Origin of the sequence: Pseudomonas sp. HMSC063H08 (assembly GCF_001813645.1) — a bacterium.
In the GTDB taxonomy this organism is placed as follows: domain Bacteria; phylum Pseudomonadota; class Gammaproteobacteria; order Pseudomonadales; family Pseudomonadaceae; genus Pseudomonas; species Pseudomonas aeruginosa.
Map to the genome: position 1 here is coordinate 208,348 of NZ_KV813429.1, position 25,651 is coordinate 233,998.

26 protein-coding genes are annotated in these 25,651 nt (G+C 66.1%); 5 read left to right on the top strand and 21 right to left on the bottom strand.

What is annotated here, in order from left to right:
- The first annotated feature begins 2 nt into the window (after positions 1–2).
- The gene (gene rne / locus HMPREF2924_RS13050; RefSeq protein ID WP_003130697.1) at positions 3–3,176 is read left to right on the top strand and encodes a ribonuclease E; all 3,174 of its coding nucleotides are present in this window, start codon (positions 3–5) and stop codon (positions 3,174–3,176) included.
- A 157-nt stretch (positions 3,177–3,333) separates the two neighbouring features.
- Here the strand turns inward: rne and murB are convergent, their stop codons facing one another.
- From murB to HMPREF2924_RS13090, 8 genes are all read right to left on the bottom strand, one after another.
- The gene (gene murB / locus HMPREF2924_RS13055) at positions 3,334–4,353 is read right to left on the bottom strand and encodes a UDP-N-acetylmuramate dehydrogenase (RefSeq protein WP_003124431.1); all 1,020 of its coding nucleotides are present in this window, start codon (positions 4,351–4,353) and stop codon (positions 3,334–3,336) included.
- Positions 4,350–4,814 (bottom strand): low molecular weight protein-tyrosine-phosphatase, encoded by a 465-nt coding sequence (locus tag HMPREF2924_RS13060; protein WP_003091154.1) that lies wholly within the window; start codon positions 4,812–4,814, stop codon positions 4,350–4,352. Before HMPREF2924_RS13060 ends, murB begins: the two co-directional genes overlap by 4 nt.
- Positions 4,814–5,578 (bottom strand): 3-deoxy-manno-octulosonate cytidylyltransferase, encoded by a 765-nt coding sequence (gene kdsB / locus HMPREF2924_RS13065; RefSeq protein ID WP_003130694.1) that lies wholly within the window; start codon positions 5,576–5,578, stop codon positions 4,814–4,816. The genes HMPREF2924_RS13060 and kdsB overlap by 1 nt, the downstream gene beginning before the upstream one ends.
- Entirely contained in the window at positions 5,578–5,763 is a 186-nt protein-coding gene (locus tag HMPREF2924_RS13070) for a Trm112 family protein (protein ID WP_003091157.1), read from the bottom strand. Before HMPREF2924_RS13070 ends, kdsB begins: the two co-directional genes overlap by 1 nt.
- Positions 5,764–5,800: 37 nt before the next feature.
- A complete protein-coding gene (lpxK, locus tag HMPREF2924_RS13075; protein WP_003130692.1) occupies positions 5,801–6,799 on the bottom strand; it encodes a tetraacyldisaccharide 4'-kinase in 999 nt (332 codons plus the stop codon).
- Positions 6,799–7,239 carry an ExbD/TolR family protein gene (locus HMPREF2924_RS13080; protein WP_003091161.1) on the bottom strand — a complete coding sequence of 147 codons (441 nt, stop codon included), beginning with the start codon at positions 7,237–7,239 and terminating at the stop codon, positions 6,799–6,801. Before HMPREF2924_RS13080 ends, lpxK begins: the two co-directional genes overlap by 1 nt.
- The gene (locus tag HMPREF2924_RS13085) at positions 7,236–7,871 is read right to left on the bottom strand and encodes a MotA/TolQ/ExbB proton channel family protein (protein ID WP_003091163.1); all 636 of its coding nucleotides are present in this window, start codon (positions 7,869–7,871) and stop codon (positions 7,236–7,238) included. Before HMPREF2924_RS13085 ends, HMPREF2924_RS13080 begins: the two co-directional genes overlap by 4 nt.
- Before the next feature lie 72 nt (positions 7,872–7,943).
- Positions 7,944–10,169, bottom strand: coding sequence for a DNA internalization-related competence protein ComEC/Rec2 (locus HMPREF2924_RS13090; protein WP_003130690.1), 2,226 nt, complete (start codon positions 10,167–10,169; stop codon positions 7,944–7,946).
- A 130-nt stretch (positions 10,170–10,299) separates the two neighbouring features.
- Here HMPREF2924_RS13090 and HMPREF2924_RS13095 point away from each other — a divergent pair, with 130 nt between their 5' ends.
- On the top strand, positions 10,300–10,833 hold the full coding sequence (locus HMPREF2924_RS13095; protein ID WP_003091165.1) for a DUF2062 domain-containing protein: 534 nt from the start codon (positions 10,300–10,302) through the stop codon (positions 10,831–10,833).
- A gap of 87 nt (positions 10,834–10,920) precedes the next feature.
- Here HMPREF2924_RS13095 and HMPREF2924_RS13100 read toward each other — a convergent pair whose 3' ends face one another.
- From HMPREF2924_RS13100 to HMPREF2924_RS13110, 3 genes are all read right to left on the bottom strand, one after another.
- A complete protein-coding gene (locus tag HMPREF2924_RS13100) occupies positions 10,921–12,165 on the bottom strand; it encodes a lipoprotein-releasing ABC transporter permease subunit (RefSeq protein ID WP_003105198.1) in 1,245 nt (414 codons plus the stop codon).
- Between the two features lie 69 nt (positions 12,166–12,234).
- Positions 12,235–12,918 (bottom strand): lipoprotein-releasing ABC transporter ATP-binding protein LolD, encoded by a 684-nt coding sequence (gene lolD, locus HMPREF2924_RS13105; RefSeq protein WP_003091168.1) that lies wholly within the window; start codon positions 12,916–12,918, stop codon positions 12,235–12,237.
- Complete coding sequence (locus HMPREF2924_RS13110) at positions 12,911–14,161, bottom strand: lipoprotein-releasing ABC transporter permease subunit (RefSeq protein WP_003091170.1); 1,251 nt, start codon at positions 14,159–14,161, stop codon at positions 12,911–12,913. Before HMPREF2924_RS13110 ends, lolD begins: the two co-directional genes overlap by 8 nt.
- Before the next feature lie 102 nt (positions 14,162–14,263).
- On the opposite strand from HMPREF2924_RS13110, the gene HMPREF2924_RS13115 reads away from it, so the two are divergent.
- From HMPREF2924_RS13115 to HMPREF2924_RS13125, 3 genes are read left to right on the top strand one after another with little or no spacing between them, the layout of a single operon-like run.
- Positions 14,264–14,863 (top strand): PilZ domain-containing protein, encoded by a 600-nt coding sequence (locus tag HMPREF2924_RS13115; RefSeq protein WP_003091172.1) that lies wholly within the window; start codon positions 14,264–14,266, stop codon positions 14,861–14,863.
- Between the two features lie 9 nt (positions 14,864–14,872).
- Positions 14,873–15,181, top strand: coding sequence for a hypothetical protein (locus tag HMPREF2924_RS13120; RefSeq protein WP_003091175.1), 309 nt, complete (start codon positions 14,873–14,875; stop codon positions 15,179–15,181).
- Complete coding sequence (locus tag HMPREF2924_RS13125) at positions 15,178–15,900, top strand: glycerophosphodiester phosphodiesterase (protein WP_003130683.1); 723 nt, start codon at positions 15,178–15,180, stop codon at positions 15,898–15,900. The genes HMPREF2924_RS13120 and HMPREF2924_RS13125 overlap by 4 nt, the downstream gene beginning before the upstream one ends.
- A gap of 42 nt (positions 15,901–15,942) precedes the next feature.
- Here HMPREF2924_RS13125 and sthA read toward each other — a convergent pair whose 3' ends face one another.
- The 10 genes from sthA to HMPREF2924_RS13175 form a co-directional block, all read right to left on the bottom strand.
- Positions 15,943–17,337 (bottom strand): Si-specific NAD(P)(+) transhydrogenase, encoded by a 1,395-nt coding sequence (gene sthA, locus HMPREF2924_RS13130; RefSeq protein WP_003130681.1) that lies wholly within the window; start codon positions 17,335–17,337, stop codon positions 15,943–15,945.
- Between the two features lie 178 nt (positions 17,338–17,515).
- The gene (gene nqrM / locus HMPREF2924_RS13135) at positions 17,516–17,743 is read right to left on the bottom strand and encodes a (Na+)-NQR maturation NqrM (protein ID WP_003091178.1); all 228 of its coding nucleotides are present in this window, start codon (positions 17,741–17,743) and stop codon (positions 17,516–17,518) included.
- Positions 17,740–18,768, bottom strand: coding sequence for an FAD:protein FMN transferase (locus HMPREF2924_RS13140; protein ID WP_003130678.1), 1,029 nt, complete (start codon positions 18,766–18,768; stop codon positions 17,740–17,742). Before HMPREF2924_RS13140 ends, nqrM begins: the two co-directional genes overlap by 4 nt.
- Positions 18,761–19,984: an NADH:ubiquinone reductase (Na(+)-transporting) subunit F gene (gene nqrF, locus HMPREF2924_RS13145; protein WP_003091181.1), complete on the bottom strand. Its 1,224-nt coding sequence runs from the start codon at positions 19,982–19,984 to the stop codon at positions 18,761–18,763. The genes HMPREF2924_RS13140 and nqrF overlap by 8 nt, the downstream gene beginning before the upstream one ends.
- A gap of 10 nt (positions 19,985–19,994) precedes the next feature.
- Positions 19,995–20,603 (bottom strand): NADH:ubiquinone reductase (Na(+)-transporting) subunit E, encoded by a 609-nt coding sequence (gene nqrE, locus HMPREF2924_RS13150; RefSeq protein ID WP_003091182.1) that lies wholly within the window; start codon positions 20,601–20,603, stop codon positions 19,995–19,997.
- Positions 20,603–21,277 carry an NADH:ubiquinone reductase (Na(+)-transporting) subunit D gene (gene nqrD, locus HMPREF2924_RS13155; RefSeq protein WP_003119802.1) on the bottom strand — a complete coding sequence of 225 codons (675 nt, stop codon included), beginning with the start codon at positions 21,275–21,277 and terminating at the stop codon, positions 20,603–20,605. The genes nqrE and nqrD overlap by 1 nt, the downstream gene beginning before the upstream one ends.
- Positions 21,274–22,059 (bottom strand): Na(+)-translocating NADH-quinone reductase subunit C, encoded by a 786-nt coding sequence (locus HMPREF2924_RS13160; RefSeq protein WP_003091184.1) that lies wholly within the window; start codon positions 22,057–22,059, stop codon positions 21,274–21,276. Before HMPREF2924_RS13160 ends, nqrD begins: the two co-directional genes overlap by 4 nt.
- On the bottom strand, positions 22,052–23,263 hold the full coding sequence (locus HMPREF2924_RS13165) for an NADH:ubiquinone reductase (Na(+)-transporting) subunit B (RefSeq protein WP_003109478.1): 1,212 nt from the start codon (positions 23,261–23,263) through the stop codon (positions 22,052–22,054). The genes HMPREF2924_RS13160 and HMPREF2924_RS13165 overlap by 8 nt, the downstream gene beginning before the upstream one ends.
- Before the next feature lie 3 nt (positions 23,264–23,266).
- Positions 23,267–24,604 carry a Na(+)-translocating NADH-quinone reductase subunit A gene (locus HMPREF2924_RS13170; RefSeq protein WP_003109479.1) on the bottom strand — a complete coding sequence of 446 codons (1,338 nt, stop codon included), beginning with the start codon at positions 24,602–24,604 and terminating at the stop codon, positions 23,267–23,269.
- A 258-nt stretch (positions 24,605–24,862) separates the two neighbouring features.
- The coding region (locus tag HMPREF2924_RS13175) for an amino acid permease (RefSeq protein WP_049267153.1) at positions 24,863–25,651 on the bottom strand (789 nt) is incomplete at its 5' end.

Sequence of the window (25,651 nt, forward strand, 5' to 3'; positions counted from 1 at the left end):
ACATGAAAAGAATGCTGATCAACGCGACTCAACCCGAGGAGTTGCGTGTTGCACTGGTCGACGGCCAACGCCTGTTCGACCTCGACATCGAGTCGGGCGCCCGCGAGCAGAAGAAGGCCAACATCTACAAAGGCCGCATCACTCGCGTCGAACCCAGCCTCGAAGCCGCCTTCGTCGACTTCGGCGCCGAACGCCACGGCTTCCTCCCCCTCAAAGAAATCTCCCGCGAATACTTCAAGAAATCCCCCGAAGGCCGGATCAACATCAAGGAAGTCCTGAGCGAAGGCCAGGAAGTCATCGTCCAGGTCGAGAAGGAAGAGCGCGGCAACAAGGGCGCCGCCCTGACCACCTTCATCAGCCTGGCCGGCCGTTACCTGGTGTTGATGCCGAACAACCCGCGCGCCGGCGGCATCTCCCGCCGTATCGAAGGCGAAGAACGCAACGAGCTGCGCGAGGCCCTGAACGGCCTCAACGCACCGGCCGACATGGGCCTGATCGTGCGCACCGCCGGCCTCGGCCGCAGCACCGAGGAACTGCAGTGGGACCTCGACTACCTGCTGCAACTGTGGAGCGCGATCAAGGAAGCGTCCGGCGAACGTGGCGCGCCCTTCCTGATCTACCAGGAAAGCAACGTCATCATCCGCGCCATCCGCGACTACCTGCGCCAGGACATCGGCGAAGTGCTGATCGACAGCATCGACGCCCAGGAAGAAGCCCTGAACTTCATCCGCCAGGTGATGCCGCAGTACGCCAGCAAGGTGAAGCTGTACCAGGACAGCGTTCCGCTGTTCAATCGCTTCCAGATCGAGAGCCAGATCGAGACCGCCTTCCAGCGTGAAGTGAAGCTGCCGTCCGGCGGCTCCATCGTCATCGACCCGACCGAGGCCCTGGTTTCCATCGACATCAACTCGGCGCGCGCCACCAAGGGCGGCGACATCGAGGAAACCGCCCTGCAGACCAACCTGGAAGCGGCCGAGGAAATCGCCCGCCAGCTGCGCCTGCGTGACATCGGCGGCCTGATCGTCATCGACTTCATCGACATGACCCCGGCGAAGAACCAGCGCGCCGTGGAAGAGCGTGTCCGCGAAGCCCTCGAGGCCGACCGCGCGCGCGTCCAGGTCGGTCGCATCTCGCGCTTCGGCCTGCTGGAAATGTCCCGCCAGCGCCTGCGTCCGTCCCTCGGCGAGACCAGCGGCATCGTCTGCCCGCGCTGCAACGGCCAGGGCATCATCCGCGATGTCGAGTCGCTGTCGCTGGCCATCCTGCGCCTGATCGAGGAAGAAGCCCTGAAGGACCGCACCGCGGAAGTCCGCGCCCGCGTGCCCTTCCAGGTCGCCGCCTTCCTGCTCAACGAGAAGCGCAACGCCATCACCAAGATCGAACTGCGTACCCGCGCGCGCATCTTCATCCTGCCGGACGATCATCTGGAAACCCCGCATTTCGAAGTCCAGCGTCTGCGCGATGACAGCCCCGAACTGGTTGCCGGCCAGACTAGCTACGAAATGGCCACCGTCGAGCACGAAGAAGCCCAGCCGGTCAGCTCGACCCGCACCCTGGTCCGCCAGGAAGCAGCAGTCAAGACCGTCGCTCCCCAGCAGCCCGCACCGCAACACACCGAAGCACCGGTCGAGCCGGCCAAGCCGATGCCCGAGCCGAGCCTGTTCCAGGGCCTGGTGAAGTCCCTGGTCGGCCTGTTCGCAGGCAAGGATCAACCTGCCGCCAAGCCTGCTGAAACCAGCAAGCCGGCTGCCGAGCGCCAAACCCGCCAGGACGAGCGTCGCAACGGCCGCCAGCAGAACCGCCGCCGCGATGGCCGCGATGGCAATCGCCGCGACGAAGAGCGCAAACCCCGCGAGGAACGCGCAGAGCGCCAACCGCGCGAAGAGCGCGCCGAACGCCCGAACCGCGAAGAGCGCAGCGAACGCCGCCGCGAAGAGCGCGCCGAGCGCCCGGCTCGCGAGGAGCGCCAGCCGCGCGAAGGCCGTGAAGAGCGCGCCGAGCGGACGCCCCGCGAAGAACGCCAGCCGCGCGAAGGCCGCGAAGGTCGCGAGGAACGCAGCGAACGCCGCCGCGAAGAGCGCGCCGAACGCCCGGCTCGCGAAGAGCGCCAACCCCGCGAAGGCCGTGAAGAACGCGCCGAGCGCCCGGCCCGCGAAGAGCGCCAGCCGCGCGAGGATCGCCAGGCTCGCGACGCCGCGGCCCTGGAAGCCGAGGCGCTGCCGAACGACGAGAGCCTGGAGCAGGACGAGCAGGACGATACCGATGGCGAGCGCCCGCGCCGCCGCTCCCGCGGCCAGCGTCGTCGCAGCAACCGCCGCGAACGCCAGCGCGAGGTCAGCGGCGAGCTGGAAGGCAGCGAGGCGACCGATAACGCCGCCGCGCCGCTGAACACCGTCGCAGCCGCCGCTGCTGCCGGTATCGCTGTCGCCAGCGAAGCCGTAGAAGCAAACGTGGAGCAAGCCCCGGCCACTACCAGCGAGGCTGCCAGCGAAACCACGGCAAGCGATGAAACCGACGCACCGACCAGCGAAGCCGTGGAAACCCAGGGCGCGGACAGCGAGGCCAATGCCGGCGAAACCGCCGACATCGAAGCGCCGGTGACCGTCAGCGTGGTCCGGGACGAAGCCGACCAGAGCACCCTGCTGGTCGCGCAAGTCACTGAAGAAGCTCCCTTCGCCAGCGAAAGCGTGGAAAGCCGCGAAGACGCCGAGAGCGCCGTGCAACCGGCAACGGAAGCGGCCGAAGAAGTTGCCGCCCCGGCGCCCGTCGAGGTAGCAGCCCCTAGCGAGCCCGCAGCCACCGAGGAGCCGACCCCGGCCATCGCGGCGGTGCCGGCCAACGCGACCGGCCGTGCCCTCAACGACCCACGGGAAAAACGTCGCCTGCAACGCGAAGCCGAGCGTCTGGCACGCGAAGCCGCAGCAGCAGCCGAAGCGGCAGCTCAGGCCGCTCCCGCCGTCGAGGAGATCCCGGCTGTAGCGAGCGAGGAAGCGTCGGCCCAGGAGGAACCTGCTGCACCCCAGGCTGAAGAAATCGCCCAGGCCGACGTTCCGTCTCAGGCGGACGAAGCCCAGGAAGCGGTACAGGCCGAGCCTGAAGCTTCCGGCGAAGACGCCGCCGACACAGAGCACGCGAAAAAGACCGAGGAAAGCGAAACCTCGCGCCCGCATGCCTGAGTGACAGGCTGAAAAAAGGGGATGCCATGGCATCCCCTTTTTTTGCGCGCCATTCCGCGGCACTCCGGCATACCGCCCGTCATGACCAGAGCCGCCGAACACGCACAATGAAAAAGGGATGCCGCCGGCATCCCTTTTTCATTCTCCAGCCGCACCCTCAGTAGAGATTGGGTTCAGGCTCCAATTCGACGCCGAAACGCCGACGGACGTCCTCCTGGATACGCTCCGCCAATGCCTGGACTTGGGCACCGGTGGCACCGCCATGGTTGACCAGGACCAGCGCCTGCTGCGCGTGTACCCCCACCGGGCCATCGCGGAAACCCTTCCAGCCACCCTTGTCGATGAGCCAGCCTGCAGCCAGCTTCAGCCGACCGTCCGCCTGCGGATAGCCGACCAGATCCGGGAAGGCCTGACGCAAGCGTTCGGCCTGCGCCGCATCCACCAGCGGGTTCTTGAAGAAGCTGCCGGCATTGCCCAATACGGCGGGGTCGGGCAGCTTTTCCCGGCGAATGGCGCAGATTACCCGGCTTACGTCCCTGGCCGTCGGACTGGCGATGCCCTCCTCCTCCAGGCGCTGGCGTACCGGCCCGTAGTCCAGGTGCAGCCTCTCCCGCCGTGTCAGGCGCAGGCGCACGCGGAGGATCAGCCAGCGATCCGGCTCCTGCTTGAACAGGCTGTCGCGGTAGCCGAAACGGCAGGCCTGGCGGTCGAACTCACGCAGGGTTCCATCCTGGCGATCCAGCGCCGTCAGGCTGTCGAAGACGTCCTTCAGCTCCACGCCGTAGGCGCCGATGTTCTGCATCGGCGCCGCACCCACGGTGCCGGGAATCAGGCTGAGATTTTCCAGACCGGCCAGGCCCCGTTCCAGGCTCCATTGCACGAATGGGTCCCAGGCCTCGCCCGCCTCCGCCTCGACCAACACCGAATCCGCGGCATCGGAAACTATTCGCCGCCCCTGGCTGGCCATGCGCAATACCAGCGCCTCGACGTCACGGGTCAGCAGCAGGTTGCTGCCACCACCGATCACCAGCAGCGGCAATCCACGCTCCCGAGCCAGGGCCAGGGCTTCGCGCACATCAGCCTCGTCCCGGGCGTGGGCCAGCAGGCGGGCGCGCACGTCGATGCCGAAGGTGTTATAGGGCTTCAGCGAGCAATGCTCTTGCAGTTCCAGGCTCACAGTCGCCCCTTGGCTTCGATCAACAGACGGTCGCAGGCATGTTCGATCAGGTCGAGGACCTGCTCGAAGCCTTCTTCGCCGCCATAGTAGGGATCGGGTACTTCGTCCCGCTCGGATCCGTAGCGACGCAGGAACAGATCCAGCTCGGCGGCACCGCGCCCGGCACGCAGGGTCTCGAGGTCGGCCAGGTTGGACAGGTCCATGGCCAGGATCAGGTCATGGCAGGAGAAATCCTCGATGCCGACCTGGCGTCCACGCAGTGCCGACAGATCGTAGCCGCGCCTTTGCGCGGCCAGGCGGGTGCGCTGGTCAGGTGCCTTGCCGACATGCCAGCCGGCGGTGCCGGCGGAATCGACATGGATACGGGAGGCCAGCCCGGCCTCCTCGACCTTGCGCCGGAACACGCCTTCGGCGGTGGGCGACCGGCAGATGTTGCCCAGGCAGACGAACAGGACGCGCATCAGTCCCCCAGCACGCGGCGAACGCGTTCGAGGTCTTCCGGCGTATCCACGCCCGGAAGCATGGTTTCGCGGGCATCGGCCACATGGATTCGCACCCCGTGCCAGAGCGCGCGCAATTGCTCGAGGCTTTCGGCGTTCTCCAGCCAGCACGGTCCCCAGGCGACGAAATCGGCAAGGAAACCCACGCGATAGGCGTAGATGCCGATGTGGCGACGATAGGGCACGCCCTCCGGCAGGCTGTCGCGATCGCGGGCGAAGGCGTCGCGAGCCCAGGGCAAGGGCGCACGACTGAAAGTCAGGGCCAGGCCGTCGATGTCGGTGGCGACCTTGACCACGTTCGGATTGAACAGCGCGGAGACCTCATGGATCGGCTCGGCCAGGGTAGCGATGGCGGCCTCCGGGTGCGCCGCCAGGTTGGCCGCCACCTGGTCGATGAGCGCCGGGGGGATCAGCGGCTCGTCGCCCTGGACGTTGACCACGATGGCATCGCTGGCCAGGCCGAGCCGGGAAGCGACTTCCTCCAGGCGATCGGTGCCGGAGTTGTGCTCGGCACGTGTCAGCAGCGCCTCGGCGCCGAACCCCTGGCACGCCGCCAGGATGCGTTCGTCGTCGGTGGCGACGACCACGCGGCTGGCGGCGCTCTTGCGGGCCTGGTTCCAGACGCGCTGGATCATTGGCTGGCCGGCGATATCCTGCAATGGCTTGCCGGGCAGACGAGTAGAGGCGTAGCGGGCGGGAATGACGACAGTGAACGCCTGGGTCATTACTTGTCCAGCCGCTCGTCCACGTTCAGGGAGCGAGCCTCGCTCTCCAGCATCACCGGGATGCCGTCGCGGATCGGATAGGCCAGGCCGGCCTGCTTGCTGATCAGTTCGGTCTTGTCTTCGCTGAGCACCAGCGGGCCCTTGGTCAACGGGCAGGCAAGGATATCGAGGAGTTTCGGGTCCATGGCGGAGTCCTTCATACAATGGCGGCACGGCCGCCGGTCAGCGCGCCAGGAGATGCTCGAGTCGGGCGTCGAACCAGGCGACGAATGCTGGGGAAGGCACCGCATCGACCGCCAGGTACCACCAGTCGGCCGCTGCGAAAGCCCGGCATTTAACGGCATCCTTCTCGGTCATCAGCAGCGGCAGCGGCGGGCTGAACGCCAGTTCGGCCGCCGTGTAGGTCGCGTGATCCGGGAAGGCATGCGGAATCGCCCGCCAGTGTAGCGCCTCGAGCGTCCTGAAGAAACGCTGCGGATTGCCGATCCCGGCCAGGGCATGGACCTCCTGGCCCGCGGGAAAATGCTCCAGCGGTCGGCGCTCGCCGCTCTGCAGGTTGATCAGCGCAGTAGGCTGCAAGCGGAATGCGTAACCGCCGTCAGGATCCTCGTCGGCGCCGTTGTAAAGCAGCGCGTCGACGCTTTGCAGACGCTCCGCCGGTTCGCGCAACGGACCGGCCGGCAGGCAACGACCATTGCCGAGACCGCGCGCGGCATCGATCAGCACCAGCTCCAGATCGCGCGCCAGGCGATAGTGCTGCAAGCCATCGTCGCAGAGGACCAGGTCCAACTGCTCTTCGGCGAGCAGCGCCTGCAGGGCGCGCGGACGATCCGGGTCGATCATCAGCGGCACGCCGCTGCGCCGGACGATCATCAGCGGTTCGTCGCCGGCCTCCGCGGCGTCCTGCTCGGCCCGCACCCGCCACGGCGTGGTGGGCGGCCGGGCACCATAGCCGCGGCTGATCACGCCAACCCGCAAGCCGCGAGCCCTGCAGTGCTCGATCATCCAGAGGATCATCGGCGTCTTGCCGGTTCCGCCGACGGTGATGTTGCCTACCACCAGCACCGGCAGCGGCGCCCGATAGGCGGGCTTGCGCCCGGACAGGAAGTCCGCCCGGCGGCCGTTCGCCACCCGACGATAGAGAGCCTCCAACGGACGCAGCAGCGCCAGCGCCGGATGCCCCTGGTACCAGGCGGCGAGCAGTCGCTCGGAGAACGACATCAGGGCTTGGCCGCCGTGTTCTCGACCGTGGTGATGCGCAGGTGGACGAAGCCCAGCTTGCCCGCTGCGTCCATCGCCGTGACCACCGACTGGTGGGTGGACTTGGCATCGGCGCTGATCACCACCGGCAGGTTGTTGTCGCCCGCCGATTCACGCTGCATCGCCGCCATCAGGGTGGCCAGGTCGCTCTTGGCTAGCGCCTGCCCGTTCAAGGCGTAGTGCCCCTCGGCATCCACCGAGAGTTCCAGTTGCTTCTGCTCGGTGCCGGCGGTTTCGCCGCTCTCCGCCGATGGCAGCTCGATGTTGAGCTGCTCGGGGCGGGTGAAGGTGGTACTGACCACGAAGAACAGCAGCAGGACGAAGATCACGTCGATCAGCGACGCCAGGTTGATGAAGACGTCTTCACGGGCGGCACCCGCCCGTCTGCGGCGGAATTTCACGCTTTGCCTTCCTCGACGTAGTCGACTTCACGATCGCCCTGCACCACTTCCACCAGCTTGATGGCCTCCTGCTCCATGGCGATCACCAGTTCGTCGACCCGCCGCAGCAGGTAGCGATGGAAGAACACCGCCGGAATCGCCACCAGCAGGCCGGCGGCGGTGGTGATCAATGCCTTGGAGATGCCCGCGGCAAGCATCGGCGAGTTGGCCATGCCGTTGTCCATGAAGGCGCCGAAGATCTGGATCATGCCGAACACCGTACCCAGCAGGCCCAGCAGCGGCGCCATCGCGGCGATGGTGCCGAGGGCGTTGAGGTAGCGCTCCAGCTCGTGGATGACACCGGAAGCAGCCTCCTCGATGCACTCCTTCATGATCTCGCGACCGTGCTTGGAGTTGGCCAGACCGGCGGCGAGGATCTCTCCCAGCGGCGAGTTGGCGCGCAGGTCCTTGAGCTTCTGGGCGCTCAGTTGCTTGCCCTTGATCTGCTTCCACACCTGGCCGAGCAGCTCGGGCGGCGCGACGCGGCTCTTGCGCAGCGTCCACAGGCGCTCCGCGACGATGGCGGTGGCGGCGATCGAACTCAGAATGATCGGCAGCATCATCCAGCCGCCGGCTTGAACCAGTTCCCACACAGTGGCATATCCCCGAAAAAAAAGTGGCGCCACTCTAGCACAGCGACCCTTTTCCGCCGACCGCCACGGTTCTCATTTTTCCCGCCAGAAGTGCGCCGAATCACGCTCCCGGCGTGCGCCGCCACGGCTTCCGAGGAGAAACGTCAGGGCACCGTCGCGTGCCGTGTCGTGGACCTGCGCGGCGACCCTCGCGTAACGCTCCATCACTTCGCCATGGGGATGGCCGAAGGCGTTGCGCCAACCTCGCGAGACCAGCACATGGCGAGGTCGCGTACGCAACACGAAGGCGACTCCGGAGGAACTGCGGCTGCCATGATGCGGCGCCAGCAACCAGTCGACCCGGGGATCGGCCTGTCGCGCCAGCCAGGCATGCTCGGCCGCACGCGAGATGTCCCCGGTCAGCAGCAGGACTTCGCCATCGGCCTCGACCCTCAGCACACAGGAGCGGTCGTTGCTGTCGCCGGCCTGCGCCCATGCCCACTGTTCGAAAACCACGCCATCCCAGGACCAGCTCCGCTCGTCGCAGCTGTCCGCGAACAACGGCGAAGGCAGGCGCGCGGGTTCGCCGCTGACCAGCCAACCCGGCGGGAATCGGGAAGCGACAGTAGGAGCACCGCCTGCATGGTCGTTGTCGGCATGGCTCAGCAACAGGCCGTCCAGGCGCCGCAGGTCCAGGCTGCGCAGCACCGGCACCACCACCCGCTCGCCCATGTCGAACGCCCCCTGCCGCGCACCGCTGTCATAGAGCAAGGCATGCTCCCGGGTACGCACCAGCACGGCCAGCCCCTGGCCGACGTCCAGCACCCGCACTTCCGCCCGCCCCCATTCGACAGGCGGCGATGACGGCAACAACGCCGGCAGTAGCAACGCGGCACCGAGGGCACGCAACGGCAAGCCAGCCGGCGCCAGCCAGCAGAGCGCGCCGAGCATGCCCAGCGCTACGCTCCAGGCCGCTGCGGCGGGTGGCTGCCAGGCCTCGGCCAGGCCCGCCAGCAGGCCAAGTGCACGAAACAGCAGGTCCAGCGAAACGCCAGCGGCGCGAAGCAGCCCCTCGCCCAGCCCGGGCACCCATAGCAGCAGGCTCCCCGCCAGGGCCGGGGGCACTACCAGCAGTTCGATCCAAGGCACCGCCAGCAGGTTGGCCGGCGCTCCGCTCAGGCTCAACGGCAGGCCCAGCGCCAGCAGCGGCATCGCCAGCCCCAGCGCCATCCCCCACTGCGCCCGCCCCCAGGCCGCCCACCAGCGCCAGCGCCCAAGGCGCCCGGCGAACAGCCAGAGCAGCAGGGCAACCGCCAGGAACGACAGCCAGAACCCCGCCTGCAGGCTGGCCAGCGGCTCGACCAGCAAGACCAGCACCAGCGTTCCCAGCAGCGGGGTCAGCAAGCCCAGGTGGCGGAAACGCAGGCGCCAGACCAGCGCCAGGCTGACCATCAGGCAAGCACGCCGCACCGGGACCTCGAAACCCGCCATCAACCCGTAGCTCCAGGCACCAAGCAAACCCAGGGCGCAGGCACAGGGCAGCCAGGGCAGGCGCCGCGGCCAGCAGCCCAGGCGATGCAAGGCCGCCACCAGGCCATAGAGCATCCCTGCCAGCAACGAGATATGCGAACCGGAGATGACCATCAGATGCACGGTGCCGGTGTCCTGGAACATGCGCCACTCGGCCGCGCTCAATCCCGAGCCATCCCCCAGCACCAGCGCCGCCAGGGCGGCGCCGCGCCCCTGTGCGTCGACCGCCAGCAGGCGTTGGCGCCAGGCGTCGCGCCAGGCATCCAGGCCGCTGGCCGGCTGCAGGCGTTGGCCCGCCTTCACCGTGCCCACGGCACCGACCCGCTGCGCCAACAACCAGGCCTCGTAGTCGAACCCCGCCGCGTTCACCAGGCCGCGGGGGCGTTTCAGGGTCACCGCCAGGCGCCAGCGTTCGCCGCCCATCAGCGGCGGCGCGCCGCGCCAGCTCAGGCGCAGACGCTCGGGAAGAAGCACGCCCCGCGCAGCGCTGACCTCCTCCAGCCGGAAGCGCGTGTCGCCCTCGCCGCTCGCCGGCAGATCGACCACACGCCCCTCCAGCCAAAGGGTGCGACCATCCAGCTCGGCGGCCAGGCGTCCGTCCAGGGCGACTTGCGCCGAGCCGCAGGCCCAGGCGAACCCGAGCAGGAACAACCCCAGCCAGTACAGCCGGCCGAACAGCAGCAACAGTCCGGCGGCGGCCATGCCCAGCAGCCAGCCGACCGACGGCAATTCCGCCAGGAAGCGCAGGGCCAGCAGCCCCGCGGCGAGGGCTGGCAATCCCAGGCGCATGAACGGTTCCTCCCATCCCCGTGGCGTGCCCTCCGCTCCCCGACATGTCACATGGGGTCATACAATGGGCAACGAAATCCTGTCATCTTGCTTGGCATAATACGCAAGCCTATATCCACCGAGAGCCCACATGCCGCGTCGCCTGTTCAAGCGCTACATGCCCGATCCGGAAAGCATCCGCTCGCAGAAGTCGCTGCGCTTTCTCGGCAAGTTGACGCACGATCCCAACCTTTGGCATCTCAATCGCCACTCGGTATCGCGCGCCATGGCCGCCGGGCTGTTCGCCGCCTTCATCCCGATGCCGATGCAGATGCTGCTGGCGGCCGGTCTGGCGGTGTGGATTCGGAGCAATCTGCCAATCTCCGTCGGATTGGTCTGGCTGACCAATCCGATCACGATGCCCCCGGTCTTCTATTGCACCTACAAGCTGGGCGCCTGGTTGATGCAGGTGCCGCCGCGCACCCTGCCGGACCATCTCACCTGGGAATGGATCAGCCAGGAGCTGTCCAGCCTCTGGCAGCCCTTCCTGCTCGGTTCGGTGGTGTGCGGCATCATCGCCGCCATCCTCGGCTACGCGCTGACGATGCTCTACTGGCGCTGGTGGGTGCAGCGCAGTTGGAGCCGACGCTGCCGGCAACGTCGCGAACGGGTCGCCGCGAAGTGATCCGCCTGACATGAAAAAGCCGCCTCGAAGGCGGCTTTTTCGTGGGCCTTGTCCGCCCCGTGCAGGGACTGGCGCAGGCCTTCTCGCTCACTCGTAGCGCAGCGACTCGGCCGGTTGTGTCCGCGCCGCGCGCCAGGATGGGTACAGGGTGGCGAGGAAGCTCATCAGCAATGCAGCGCTGCAGATCAGCACCACGTCCAGCACCTGCAGGTCGGAAGGCAGGTAGTTGATGAAGTACACATCCGAGCTGAAGACCTTGTGTCCGACCAACCGTTCGATGCGGTCGATCATCCCGGTGATGTTCAACGCCGCGAACACCCCGAGCACCCCGCCGATGACCGTCCCGATCACGCCGATGACGGTGCCCTGGACCATGAAGATCGCCATGATCTGCCGCGGCGTGGCGCCGAGGGTACGAAGAATCGCGATGTCGGTGCGCTTGTCGGCGACCACCATGATCAGGGTGGCGATGATGTTGAAGGCGGCGACCGCGATGATCAGCAGCAGGAGCAGGCCGATCATGGTCTTTTCCATCTTCATCGCGTTGAACAGGCTGCCCTGGGTCCTGGTCCAGTCGCTGGACCTGAAGCCCTGCCCCAACTCCTTGACCACCTTGGCGGCGACCTGCGGCGACTGGTAGAGATCCTTCAGTTCCAGGCGCACGCTCGGCACCTGGCCCGGTTGCAGGCGCAGCAACTGTCCGGCATCGGCGATGTCGATCAGCGCCAGCGAGTTGTCCAGTTCGGCGCCGACCTTGAACAGGGCGACGATGGTGAAGCGCTGCATGCGCGGAGTGATGCCACCCGGCGCACTGGTGGCTTCCGGGACGATCAGGGTCAGCTTGTCGCCGACATTGACATGGAAGCGCCGCGCGGTGATCTCGCCGAGGACGATGCCGAACTCGCCAGGCTTGAGGTCGTCCAGGCTGCCCTGGACGATGTGCTCGCCGATGATGGAAACCTTGCGCTCCTCCTGCGGGTCGATGCCGTTGACCAGCACCGGCAGCATGTTGCCCTTGTACGACAGCATGCCCTGCAGTTCGGCGAACGGCGCCGCGCCGACCACCTCGCGGTGCCGCAGCGCCGCGTTGGCGACGGTCTGCCAGTCGTCCAGCGGCTGCGTCGCGCTGATGGTGGCATGCGGCACCATGCCGAGGATCCGCGTGCGCATTTCCTTCTGGAAGCCGTTCATCACCGAGAGCACGATGATCATCGCCAGCACGCCCAGCGCCAGGCCGATCATCGAGGTCAGCGAGATGAACGAGATGTAGTGGTTGCGGCGTTTGGCGCGGGTGTAGCGCAGGCCTATGAAGAACGGTAACGGTCTGAACATGTCGCGGATGCACCGAGTCGATGGGGGATTCGCCGGACGGGAGCGGACGGCGGGCACGCCGTCGCCCCGCTACGCGGCGATCAGTCGGCCTTCTTCCAGGCGCAGGATGCGATCCATGTGCCCGGCCAGCTGGAGATCGTGGGTTACCACCAGGAACGAGGTCTGCAACGAACGGCTCAGTTCCAGCATCAGCTCCTGGATACCCTGGGCGGTATGCTGGTCGAGGTTGCCGGTGGGCTCGTCGAGCAGTACCAGCTGCGGACGGTTGACCAGCGCGCGGGCGATCGCCACCCGCTGGCGCTCGCCGCCGGACAGCTCGGCCGGCTTGTGCGACAGGCGATGCCCCAGCCCGACCCGCTCCAGCAGCTCGGCCGCCCGCTGGCGGGCTTCCGCGATCGGCGTGCGGCCGATCAACAGCGGCATGCAGACGTTCTCCAGGGCGGTGAACTCCGGCAACAGGTGGTGGAACTGGTAGACGAAGCCCAGCGCGCGGTTGCGCAGCAGCCCGCGGGCCGTCTCGTTCAGCGCCGAGAGTTCCTCGCCGGCGAGCCAGACGCTGCCGGCGGAGGGCGTGTCCAGGCCGCCAAGCATGTTCAGCAAGGTGCTCTTGCCCGAACCGGAGCTGCCGACGATAGCCACCCGCTCCCCAGGCAGCAGGTTCAACTCGACGCCGGACAGCACCTGCACCGATTGCGGTCCCTCGTCGTAGCTCTTGCTCAGGTTGCGGCAACTCAGCACCGACTTGTCATTCATAACGCAAAGCCTCCGCAGGCTGGGTGCGAGCCGCACGCCAGGCTGGATACAAAGTGGCGAAGAAGCTGAGGACCAGGGCCGCGCCGCAGACCAGCACGACATCGTCGAGCATCAGTTGCGACGGCAGGTAATCGATGAAGTACACGTCGGACGCGAGGAACTGGTGGCCCAGCAGCTTTTCCAGGGCGGAAATCCAGGCGCTGACGTTGAGCGCCGCGACCACCCCGAGGACCCCGCCGACCAGCGTGCCGATCACCCCGATCACCGTACCCTGGACCATGAAGGTAGCCATGATCTGCCCCGGCGTGGCGCCGAGGGTACGAAGGATGGCGATGTCCGACTTCTTGTCGGTGACCACCATCACCAGGGTGGAAATGATGTTGAACGCGGCGACCGCGACGATCAGCAGCAGCAACAGGCCGATCATGGTCTTTTCCATGCGGATGGCCTGGTACAGGTTGCCGTGGCTGCGCGTCCAGTCGCGGGCGTAGAAGTCATTGTCGGTCAGGGTCCGGGCGATCTCCCAGGCCACCCGCGGCGCCTGGAACAGGTCGTCGAGCTTCAGGCGCAGCCCCTGTACCTGGTTGGTCTTCCAGCGCTGCAGGCGCGCGGCGTCTTCCAGGTGGATCAGCGACAGGCCGCCATCCAGTTCGCCGGCGCCGACGCGGAAGGTGCCGACCACGGTGAAACGCTTCATCCGCGGGAACACCCCGGCCGGGGTGACCGCCACCTCGGGGAGGATCAGGGTGACCTTGTCGCCGATGCCGACGCCGAGCTTCTGCGCCGCCAGTTGGCCGATGACGATGCCGAAGCCGCCGGCCTTGAGTTCCGCCAGCGAGCCCTGCTTGAAGAAATCGGGAATGATCGAGACCTTGGCCTCTTCCAGCGGATCGACCGCATCGACCATCACCGTCTGCACCGCGCCATTGGCGCTGAGCATGCCCTGCATCTGGGTGAACGGCGCTACCGCGGTGACATGCTCGTGGGCCTTGACCTTCTCGGCCAGGGCGCGCCAGTCATCGATGGGCTGGTACGACTCGACGGTGGCCTGCGGCACCATGCCGAGGATGCGGGTACGCATTTCGCGATCGAAGCCGTTCATCACCGAGAGCACCACGATCATCACCAGCACGCCCAGTGCCAGGCCGATCATCGAGGTCAGCGAAATGAAGGAGACGAAATGGCTGCGACGTTTGGCCCGCGTATAGCGCGTGCCGATGAAAACGGACAGGGGTCTGAACATGTCGCCCTTAGCTGGCAGAAAATGGATGCGTCGGGATGGCGAAGTGGCGAGGCATCGCCGGCGGCCTTACACTCTGACCATCACTGCCGCCGTGGGTTCGCCATGTCCACTCGTGACGCGGATGACCGCCGCGAATACTACCGTATCGAAGATACCCTCGCACTGGAATTTCGCCCTGCCGGGGCCGTCGAAGACGGCCTGGAGAGCGAGCCGGGGGCCACCCTGTTCAGCCTGCTCAGCGACCTCCACCTGATGGATTACGAGTCGCAGCACCTGCTGCGCCACATCAGCGAACGCGACCGCACGCTGGCCAACTACCTGAAGGTGATGAACAAGCGCATCGACCTGCTTGGCCAGGTCATGGTGCAGAGCCTGCTCAAGGAGATCGGCGAACCGCGCAAGGTCAGCCTGTCCGAGGGGGGCGTCAGCTTCCACCACGACCGCGCATTGCCGGTCGGCCAGTTGCTCGTCCTGCGCATGGTCCTGTTGCCGCAGGGGTTCGGCCTCGAACTGCGGGCCCGGGTAATCCACGCCCAGCCACACGACGACGAATTCGAGATCGGCACCGAGTTCGAAGCGTTGAGCGACGCACAGCGCCAGTTGCTGGCCCGGCATATCCTCCAGAAGCAGGCCCAGCAGCGCCGCCTGGCACGGGCCGGACAAGGCCCGCTCGGCGAGCCGGGCCAACCTTCTTCGACCTGAGATGTGCCGATGCTCCGTTCGCTACTGCTGTGCTCCCTCCTCCTCGCCCCGCCGCTGTTCGCCGACACCCTGAGCATTCCGCTGGGCGCCCAGGGCGATACCCGGGTCGCCCTGCCCGCGCGCGGCGAAAGCCGCGAAGCCGTGCTGCAACGCTTCGGCCTGGCCGACGAGGAACATCCCGCGGTCGGCCAGCCGCCCATCGTGCGCTGGGATTACCGCGACTTCTCGGTATATTTCGAAAGCGGCCGGGTGATCGACAGCGTTCGCCATCATCGGCCGCGGAATCCCGCGCAACCCTCGAACAAGGAGCCACAGTGACTCTCATCTATGGACATCGCGGCGCCAAGGGCGAAGCGCCGGAAAACACCCTGGCCAGCTTCCAGCGCTGCCTGGAGCATGGCGTCAACCGTTGCGAACTGGACCTGCACCTGTCCCGCGACGGCGAACTGATGGTGATCCACGACCCGACCCTGAAGCGCACCACCGGCCGCCGCGGCAAGGTCGCCGAACACGACGCGGCCACCCTGGTCACCTACGACGCGCGCGAAGGCGGCCCCGGCTGGGTACGGCCGACGCCGATCCCGCGGCTGGAGGAGTTGTTCGAGAAGTGCTCGTTCGAGCACTGGCAACTGGAAGTGAAGAGCGCCTCGCGCGAACGCGCGGCGCGGACGGTAACGCGGATCAGGGAGCTGACCGAGCGCTTCGGCAACCGCGACAAGGTCACCGTCACCAGCGGTTCGCGGACCGTGCTCAAGGCCCTCAACGAACTGACCCCGGAGCTGTCGCGCGGGCTGGTCGCCGAATACGCCTGGCTCGACCCGCTGAAGGTCGCCCAGCACTATGGCTGTGCCCTGCTCGCCCTGAACTGGACCCTATGCACACCGGAACGCCTGCTCAAGGCCCAGCGCCAGGGGCTTCACGTCTCGGTGTGGACGGTCAACGAACCGGCGCTGATGCGCCGGCTCGCCGACTTCGGCGTGGACAGCCTGATCACAGACTTTCCCGGTTTGGCCAGCGCCACCCTCGGGAATCGCTGAGCACATCCCCTCCGGCCGGCTCAGGCCGCCGGCCGGAGTCCTTCAAAAAAGCCGGTTGAGGCCGTCGAACGCCGCTACCCGATAGGCTTCCGCCATGGTCGGGTAGTTGAAGGTGGTGTTGACGAAGTACTTCAGGGTATTCAGCTCGCCCGGCTGGTTCATGATCGCCTGGCCGATGTGGACGATTTCCGAAGCCTGGTCGCCGAAGCAGTGCACGCCGAGGATCTCCAGGGTCTCGCGATGGAACAGGATCTTCAGCATGCCCACCGGCTCGTTGGAAATCTGCGCCCGGGCCATGCCCTTGAAGAACGCCTTGCCCACTTCGTAGGGAATCTTCGCCGCGGTCAGTTCGCTTTCGTTCTTGCCGATCGAGCTGATCTCCGGAATGGTGTAGATGCCGGTCGGCACATCGTTGACGAAGCGCCAGCTGTCGCTCTCGACGATGTTGCCGGCGGCCGAGCGGCCCTGGTCGTAGGCAGCGCTGGCCAGGCTCGGCCAGCCGATCACGTCGCCGGCGGCGAAGATGTTGCTCACCGAAGTGCGGTAGTTCTCGTCCACCTCGATCTGGCCACGGCTGTTGACCTTGATGCCGATGTTCTCCAGGCCGAGCTTGTCGGTGTTGCCGGTCCGGCCGTTGCACCAGAGCAGCGCGTCCGCCTTGATCTTCTTGCCCGACTTCAGGTGCAGGATGACACCGTTGTCCAGCCCCTCGACGCGCTCGTACTCCTCGTTGTGGCGGATCAGCACGTTGTTGTTGCGCAGGTGGTAGCTCAGCGCATCGGAAATCTCGTCATCGAGGAAGCTGAGCAACTGGTCGCGCGTATCGATCAGGTCCACCAGCACGCCCAGGCCGCTGAAGATCGACGCGTATTCGCAGCCGATCACCCCGGCTCCGTAGATGATCAGCCGGCGCGGGGTGTGGCTCAGGGACAGGATGGTGTCGCTGTCGTAGACCCGCGGGTGGTTGAAATTGATGTCCGAAGGACGATACGGGCGCGAGCCGGTGGCGATCACGAACTGGTCGGCGACCAGGCGCTCCACCGCGCCGCTCGGCGTCACCACTTCGACGGTGCGTTCGTCGACGAAGCTGGCGGTGCCAGTGAACATGTCGATGCGATTGCGCGCGTAGTAGCCGGTACGCGAGGCGACCTGCTTGGAGATCACCCGGTCGGCGCTCTTCAGCACGTCGGGGAAGGAGAACCAGCGCGGCTCGCCGATCTGGCGGAACATCGGGTTGGTGTTGAACTCGATGATCTGCTTCACCGAGTGGCGCAGGGCCTTGGAAGGAATGGTGCCGAGGTGCGTGCAGTTGCCTCCGACCACGCGACGACTGTCGACTACCGCCAGCTTGCGTCCGTACTTGGAGGCGTTCATCGCCGCCCCTTCGCCCGCCGGACCCGTGCCCAAAATCACCACGTCGTAGTTGTAGACAGCCATGCGTACTCCTCAGAACAGGCCGAGGCGCCCACTGGCGCCTCCGGCAAAGCCGCTGCACAACATGTGCGCGGCGGATCGATTCGATCATCGGGTCGGTGCGAACGACGGCATTCGCCGGGCAAGGCTCGGTCCGACCTCGAGGCGGGCATATGTTACGCCCCGTGCGAAATGTCGCACATTAGCGTTTGGTCGCGTCGTAGGCGAGTTTTCCGGGCACTACAGATTCGTCGCGGTTGGCTTCCTCGCATTTCTGCCGGTCGCCGCCGCAGATCGAGCATTCCTTCTCGATCCCCAGGTTGGCGATGCCGCCGCAGGAACCGGCGATCGGCTTGCGGCCCATGATGACCCCGATGGACATGCCGAAGACCACCAGCAGCATGATGACGAAGACCAGTAGCCAGGTCATGGACGTTCTCCTTGGTTGCCGAACAGTTGCTCGTAGCGTGGCGTGGTGCGGCTGTCGAAACCGTTGCCCTGGCGACTGACGAACAGCGCCGCCAGTCGGTGCTTCTCGGCGAAACGGTAGCCCTCTTCCGGACCGAGCACCATCAGCAGGGTCGACAGGCCGTCGGCGTTGCGCGTCGACGGATCGAGCACCGTGACCGAAGCCAGGTGATGGTCGATCGGCGCGCCGGTGCGCGGGTCGAAGGTGTGCGAATAGCGCTGGCCGTTCTCTTCGAAATAGTTGCGGTAATCGCCCGAGGTCGAGACGCCGTAGCCGTCCAGCGCCAGCACCTGCTGGGCGACCCGCTGGCCCTCGCGCGGCGCTTCGATAGCGATGCGCCAGGGCGTGCCGTCCGGCTTGCGCCCTTCGGCTTTCAACTCGCCGGTGATTTCCGCCAGGTAGCTGCGCACGCCAAGCTCCTTCAGGCGTTCGCCTACCGCGTCCACCGTATAGCCAGCGGCGATGCTGTCGAAGTCCAGCTGTACGGCGGCGTCCTTGCACAGGCGCTGGCCGTCGATGCGCAGGTGTCGATGGCCGACGTCACGGCGCGCCGCGGCGATCTGCTCGGCGCTGGGAACCTTCTCCACCCGCGCCTGCGGACCGAAGCCCCAGAGGTTCATCAGCGGCTCGACGGTCATGTCGAAGGCGCCCTGGCTCTGTTCCGACAACTCGCCGCCGTAGCGCAGCAACTCCAGCATCGGTGGCGGCAGCTCCATGCAGGACTGCGCCGGCAGCGCATTGAAACGCGAGACCAGGGAGTCGTCGCGGTAGGTGGACATCTGCCGGTCGACCTCGGCGAGGATCGCTTCCACCGCGGCTTTCGCCGTCTGGACGTCGGGCGCCGAGGCGCCGCGCACGTACTTGATCGAATAGGTGCTGCCCATGGTCGGGCCGCCGAAGCTTTCCAGGGTGTCGCCGCAACCGGCCAGGACCAGCGCCAGCGCTGCCAGTCCGGCCTTGGCAAGCGGACGGAAAGGCTCAGCCACCGAAATCGTCCAGCAGGATATTCTCGCGCTCCACGCCCAGGTCGGTGAGCATCTTGATCACCGCGGCATTCATCATCGGCGGGCCGCACATGTAGAACTCGCAGTCCTCGGGCGCCGGGTGGTCCTTCAGGTAGTTCTCGAACAGCACGTTGTGGATGAAGCCGGTCAGGCCGGTCCAGTTGTCCTCCGGCTGCGGGTCGGACAGCGCCAGGTGCCACTGGAAGTTGGGGTTCTCCGCCTGCAGCTGGTCGTACTCCTCGGTATAGAAGGCCTCGCGTAGCGAGCGCGCGCCGTACCAGAAGCTGATCTTGCGGTTCGACTTGAGCCGGCGCAACTGGTCGAAGATGTGCGAACGCATCGGCGCCATGCCGGCGCCGCCGCCGATGAAGACCATCTCGGCCTCGGTGTCCTTGGCGAAGAACTCGCCGAACGGCCCGTACACGGTGACCTTGTCGCCCGGCTTGAGGTTGAACACCCAGGACGACATCTGCCCCGGCGGCAGGTCGCTGCCCGGCGGTGGCGAGGCGATGCGGATGTTGAACTTGACCACGCCCTGCTCTTCCGGGTAGTTGGCCATCGAGTAGGCGCGGATCACCGTCTCGTCGACCTTCGACACGTAGCGCCACATGTTGAACTTGTCCCAGTCGCCGCGATATTCCGGCTGGATATCGAAGTCCTTGTACTCGACCACGTGCGGCGGGCATTCCAGCTGCACGTAGCCGCCGGCGCGGAAATCCACGCTCTCGCCGTCCGGCAGGCGCAGGGTGAGTTCCTTGATGAAGGTGGCGACGTTGGGGTTGGACTCCACCGTGCATTCCCACTTCTTCACCCCGAAGACCTCTTCAGGCACGCGGATCTGCATGTCCTGCTTGACCGGGGTCTGGCACGACAGGCGCCAGCCCTCCTTCGCCTGGCGCCGGGTGAAGTGCGACTCCTCGGTGGGCAGCATCTCGCCGCCGCCCTCGACCACCACGCACTTGCACTGCGCGCAGGTGCCGCCGCCGCCGCAGGCGGAAGACAGGAACACGTTGTTCGTCGCCAGGGTTTGCAGCAGCTTGCCGCCGGCCGGCACGGTCAGGCTGTGCTCGCCGTTGATCTGGATGGTCACGTCGCCACTCGACACCAGCTTGGCGCGGGCGACCAGGATGATCGCCACCAGGCCCAGGACGATGGCGGTGAACATGCCGATGGCCAGGAAAATCTCGAATCCGATCACGGGCCTCTCCTTACAACTGCACGCCGGAGAACGACATGAAGCCCAACGACATCAGGCCGATGGTGATGAAGGTGATCCCCAGGCCCTGCAGGCCCTCGGGGACGTCGCTGTACTTGAGCTTCTCGCGGATACCCGCCAGCGCGGCGATCGCCAGCGCCCAGGAAAAGCCCGAGCCGACGCCGTACACCGTGCTCTCGGCAAGGTTGTAGTCGCGCTCGACCATGAACAGCGAGCCGGCCATGATCGCGCAGTTCACCGTGATCAGGGGCAGGAACACGCCCAGCGCGTTGTAGAGACTGGGTACGTACTTGTCGAGGAGCATCTCGAGGATCTGCACGATGGCGGCGATCACCCCGATGTAGCTGAGCAGGCCGAGGAAGCTCAGGTCCACCTCGGGCAGCCCGGCCCAGGCCAGCGCGCCGTCCTTGAGCAGGTAGGTGTAGATCAGGTTGTTGGCCGGCACGGTGATGGTCTGCACCACGATCACCGCGATACCCAGGCCGATGGCGGTCTCCACCTTCTTCGAGATGGCGATGAAGGTACACATGCCGAGGAAGAACGCCAGCGCCATGTTCTCGACGAACACGGCCTTCACGAACAGGCTGATGTAGTGCTCCATCAGTAAGCCTCCTTGCTGGATACCTGCGGGGCCATCTTGTAGGTCGGGGCCTCGACCTGGTCTTTCTTCCAGGTCCGCAGGGCCCAGATGATCAGGCCGATCAGGAAGAACGCCGAAGGCGGCAGCAGGAGCAGGCCGTTCGGCTGGTACCAGCCGCCATCGTTGACCGTCGGCAACACGCTGATGCCGTAAAGCTTGCCGGCGCCGAACAGCTCGCGGACGAAGCCCAGCACCAGCAGCATGGCGCTGTAGCCGAGACCGTTGCCGATGCCGTCGAAGAACGACACGAGCGGCGGGTTGGCCATGGCGAAGGCTTCGGCGCGGCCCATCACGATGCAGTTGGTGATGATCAGCCCGACGAACACCGAGAGCTGCTTGCTCAGGCTATAGGCATAGGCCTTGAGCACCTGGTCGACGACGATCACCAGCGAGGCGATGATCACCATCTGCACGATCATCCGGATCGAGCTGGGAATCTGCCGGCGGATCATCGAGATGAACAGGTTGGAGAAGCCGGTCACCAGGGTCAGGGCGATGGCCATGACGGTAGCGGTCTTCAGGTTCGAGGTTACCGCCAGCGCCGAGCAGATCCCGAGGATCTGCAGGCCGATCGGATTGTTCTGGAAGACCGGATTGAACAGGACTTCGCGGATCGTGGGTTGAGCAGCCATCACGCCTCCCCTTTGCGCAGATTGGCGAGGAAGGCGTCGAAACCGTCCTTGCCGAGCCAGAAATGCAGCAGGTTGTCGACACCCTTGCTGGTCAGGGTGGCGCCGGCCAGGCCGTCGACCTGGTGGGTCGCCTTCGCCGACTGCGGGTCCACCGAGCCCTTGATGATCTGTACGGCAAGATCGCCCTGGGCGTCGTAGAGGGTCTTGCCGACCCACAGCGCCTTCCATTTCGGATTGTCGACCTCACCGCCGAGACCGGGGGTCTCGCCATGCTGGTAGAAGCCGAAGCCGGCGACCGTATTGAGGTCGCCCTTGAGCGCCAGGAAGCCGTACAGGGTCGACCACAGACCGTAGCCGCGCACCGGCAGGATCAGGGTGTCGAGCTTGCCGTCGGTCTCCACCAGGTAGACCGTGGTGTAGCGCTCGCGGCGCTTGATCGAGGCGATGTCCTCGGCGGCGGGCAGCGCCTCCGACAGCGCCGGGTCCTTGGCCGCTTTCAGCGGGTCGTAGCCGAGCGGGTCCTGGGCATCGCTGAAGGTGCCGCTCTGCAGGTCGACCACCTTGGCGGTGATGCGACTGTCGAACAGCGCCTTGACCTCTTTGCCGGACATGCCCGGCTCGCCGAGACCGGCGATGGCGAGGATGCTGCGCTGCTTGTCGAGCAGGCGGTTTTCCGCCTGGGTCGGCTTCAGCGCCACCGCCGCGCCGGCGACGAACACCGAGCTGACCAGGCACACCACCAGGGCTACCAGCAGTGTGCGGGTGGTGGATTCTTGATTAGCCATTGCGCGCCAGCCTCCGCTTGATGTTGGCCTGAACGACGAAATGGTCGATCAGCGGTGCGAACAGGTTGGCGAACAGGATCGCCAGCATCATGCCTTCCGGGAACGCCGGGTTGACCACCCGGATCAGCATGACCATCACTCCGATCAGGGCGCCGAACAGCCACTTGCCGGTATCGGTCATGGACGCCGAGACCGGGTCGGTGGCCATGAAGATCATGCCGAAGGCGAAGCCGCCGGTGACCAGGTGCCAATACCAGGGCATGGCGAACATCGGGTTGCTGGCCGAGCCGATGGCGTTGAACAGGTAGCTCATGGCGACCATCCCCAGCATCACCCCGGCGACGATGCGCCAGGAGGCGATGCGGGTCAGCAGCAGCACGGCGCCGCCGATGAAGATCGCCAGGGTGCTGGTCTCGCCCATCGACCCCTGCATGTGGCCGAGGAAGGCATCCATCCAGGTCAGGCCGTGGCCGAGGATGTTGTCCACCCCGCCGGCGGCGGCCAGGCTCAGCGAGGTGGCGCCGGCGAAGCCGTCCACCGAGGTCCATACCGCGTCGCCGGACATCTGCGCCGGGTAGGCGAAGAACAGGAAGGCCCGGCCGACCAGTGCCGGATTGAGGAAGTTCTTCCCGGTGCCGCCGAACACTTCCTTGCCCAGCACCACGCCGAAGCTGATCCCCAGGGCTACCTGCCACAGCGGGACGGACGGCGGCAGGGTCAGGGCGAACAGCACCGAGGTGACGAAGAAGCCTTCGTTGACCTCGTGGCGGCGGATGCTGGCGAACAGCACCTCCCAGAAACCGCCGACGATGAAGGTGGTCAGGTACACCGGCAGGAAGTACGCGGCGCCCTGGACCAGGCAATCCCACAGGCTGTTCGGGTCGAACCCGGCCAGCGCGCCGATCAGGGCGAAGCGCCAGCCATCCTGGGCGCTCAACAGGTCGGGGCTCTGGGCGAAGATCAGGTTGGCCTGGTGGCCGACGTTGTACATGCCAAAGAACATCGCCGGGAAGGTGCACAGCCAGACGATGATCATCATGCGCTTCAGGTCGATGCCGTCGCGCACGTGTGCAGTGGTGCGGGTGACGCTGCCGGGACGATAGAGGAAGGTGTCCACGGCTTCGTACAGCGGGTACCACTTCTCGTAGCGCCCGCCCTTCTCGAAATGATGCTCGACCTTGTCGAGCAGGTTACGCAAACCCATGGCTCAGCCCTCCTGCTCGATGCGTGCCAGGTTGTCCCGCAGAATCGGGCCGTATTCGTACTTGCCGGCGCAGACGTAGCTGCACAGCGCCAGGTCCTCTTCGTCGAGTTCCAGGGCGCCGAGCTTCTGGGCCATTTCCGTGTCGCCGACGATCAGGTAGCGCAGCAGTTGGGTCGGCAGGATATCCAGCGGCATCACCGCCTCGTAATTGCCTACCGGCACCATCGCACGCGGGCTGCCGTTGGTGCTGGTGGTGAAGGCGAAACGCTTGCCGCCGAGCAGCCTGGAGACGAACACGTTGAGCAGCGAATGCTTTTCCACCCCGGCGCGCAGGTAGTGGAGGAACTCGCGCTGGTCGCCCTCCTTGAGACAGGACAACTGCAGGTGGTAGCGCCCCAGGTAGGCGTAGGCGCCATGGGCGGTGCGACCGCCCAGCACGGAGCCGGAGATCAGCCGGTTGTTGCCCGGCTGCAGCTGGCCGGCGGCCAGTTCGTCGAGGTTGGCGCCCAACCGGGTGCGCACCAGACGCGGCTTTTCCACCACCGGACCGGCCAGGGCGATCACCCGCTCGGTCCACAATTGCCCGGTCGTGAACAGCTTGCCGATGGCGATCACGTCCTGGTAGTTCAGGTTCCACACGCTCTTGCCGGCACCCACCGGGTCGAGGAAGTGGATATGGGTGCCGGGCAGGCCCGCCGGATGCGGACCGGCGAAGGCTTGCGCGGTCACGCCGGAGAGCGCCTCGCCGGGTAGCGAAACGCCTTCCGCCTTGCACAGGAACACCCGGGCCAGGCGCCCGAGCACCGTCAGCCCGGCCTGGAAGGCCTCGCCCTGCTCCGCGATAACCACCTGCGGATCGGCGGCCAGCGGCTGAGTATCGATGGCAGTGACGAAAATCGAACTGGGGCTGGACTCGGGATCGGGCACCTTGCTGAACGGCCGGGTCCGCAGCGCGGTCCACAGGCCCGACTGCAACAGGTTGTCGCGGACCTGCTCGGCGCTCAGCGTGGCGAGTTGGTCCGCGGGATAACGGGCGAACTCCAGTTGCTCGTCGCCGTCGAGATCGATGACCACCGATTGCAGGACGCGCTTCTCGCCACGATGGATGGCACTGACCACACCGGCGCCGGGTGCGGTATAGCTGACGGAGGGATTCTTCTTGTCGGTGAACAGCGCCTGCCCCAGCTTCACCCGGTCGCCTACCTGCACCGCCATGGTCGGCTTCATGCCGTGGTAGTCGAAACCGATCAACGCCACGCTGCGTACCGGGCGTGCTGCCTCGATGCGCTGTTCGGGGGCGCCGCTGATGGGCAGGTCCAGGCCACGTTTTATCTTGATCATGTCTAGTGCCTAGTGGTCGTGGACAGAAAAGACGAGGCCCAAGTCAGAAAATGACCATCATCGCGCACAACGTACTGAATTGGCACGATTGATGAATGGCCCCGCAAGGTAACTCCGGGATTATAAAGAGCCACCTCCCCGGGAGCCACCCAAGCCGCACACCGGGTCTTGAAACGCGTAACAGAAAACGACAGAAAAACTTGCCCGTGCGAAATGAAAAACGGGAGCCGAAGCTCCCGTCCCGCGCCACCCGCAGGCTCAGGCCTGCTGGCCGAGCCCGCGCCTTTCCGCCAGCGACAGCTTGACCCGGTAGCACAACCACATCAGCAGCAGCCAGAATGGAATGGCGTACACCGAGATGTTGATCCCGGGGATCATCAGCATGATGCCAAGGATGAACACCACGAAGGCCAGGCACAGGTAGTTGCTGAACGGCGACCAGAGTGCCTTGAAGAAGGTGTCCACGCCCTGCCGCTTCATCGCCGCGCGGAACTTCAGGTGCGACAGGCTGATCATCGCCCAGTTGATCACCAGCGCCGCCACCACCAGCGACATCAGCAGTTCCAGCGCCTTGTGCGGCAATACGTAGTTGACGATCACGCAGAGGAAGGTGATCAGCGCCGAGACCAGGATCGACAGCACCGGCACGCCCCGGCGGTCCACCGACATCAGCACCTTCGGCGCGTCGCCCTGGGCGGCCAGGCCGTAGAGCATCCGGCTGTTGCAGTAGACGCCGCTGTTGTAGACCGACAATGCCGCGGTGAGGACTACGAAGTTGAGGATGTTGGCCGCGGTGCCGCTGCCGATCAACGAGAAGATCTGCACGAACGGGCTGCCACTGTAGTCGTCGCCGGAAGCGTTGATGGTCTCCACCAACTGGTCCCATGGATACAGCGAGAGCAGCACCGCCAGGGCGCCGATATAGAAGATGAGGATCCGGTAGATCACCTGGTTGATCGCCTTGGGAATCACCTTCCTCGGCTCGGACGCCTCGGCGGCGGTGATGCCCACCAGCTCCAGGCCACCGAAGGAGAACATGATGATCGC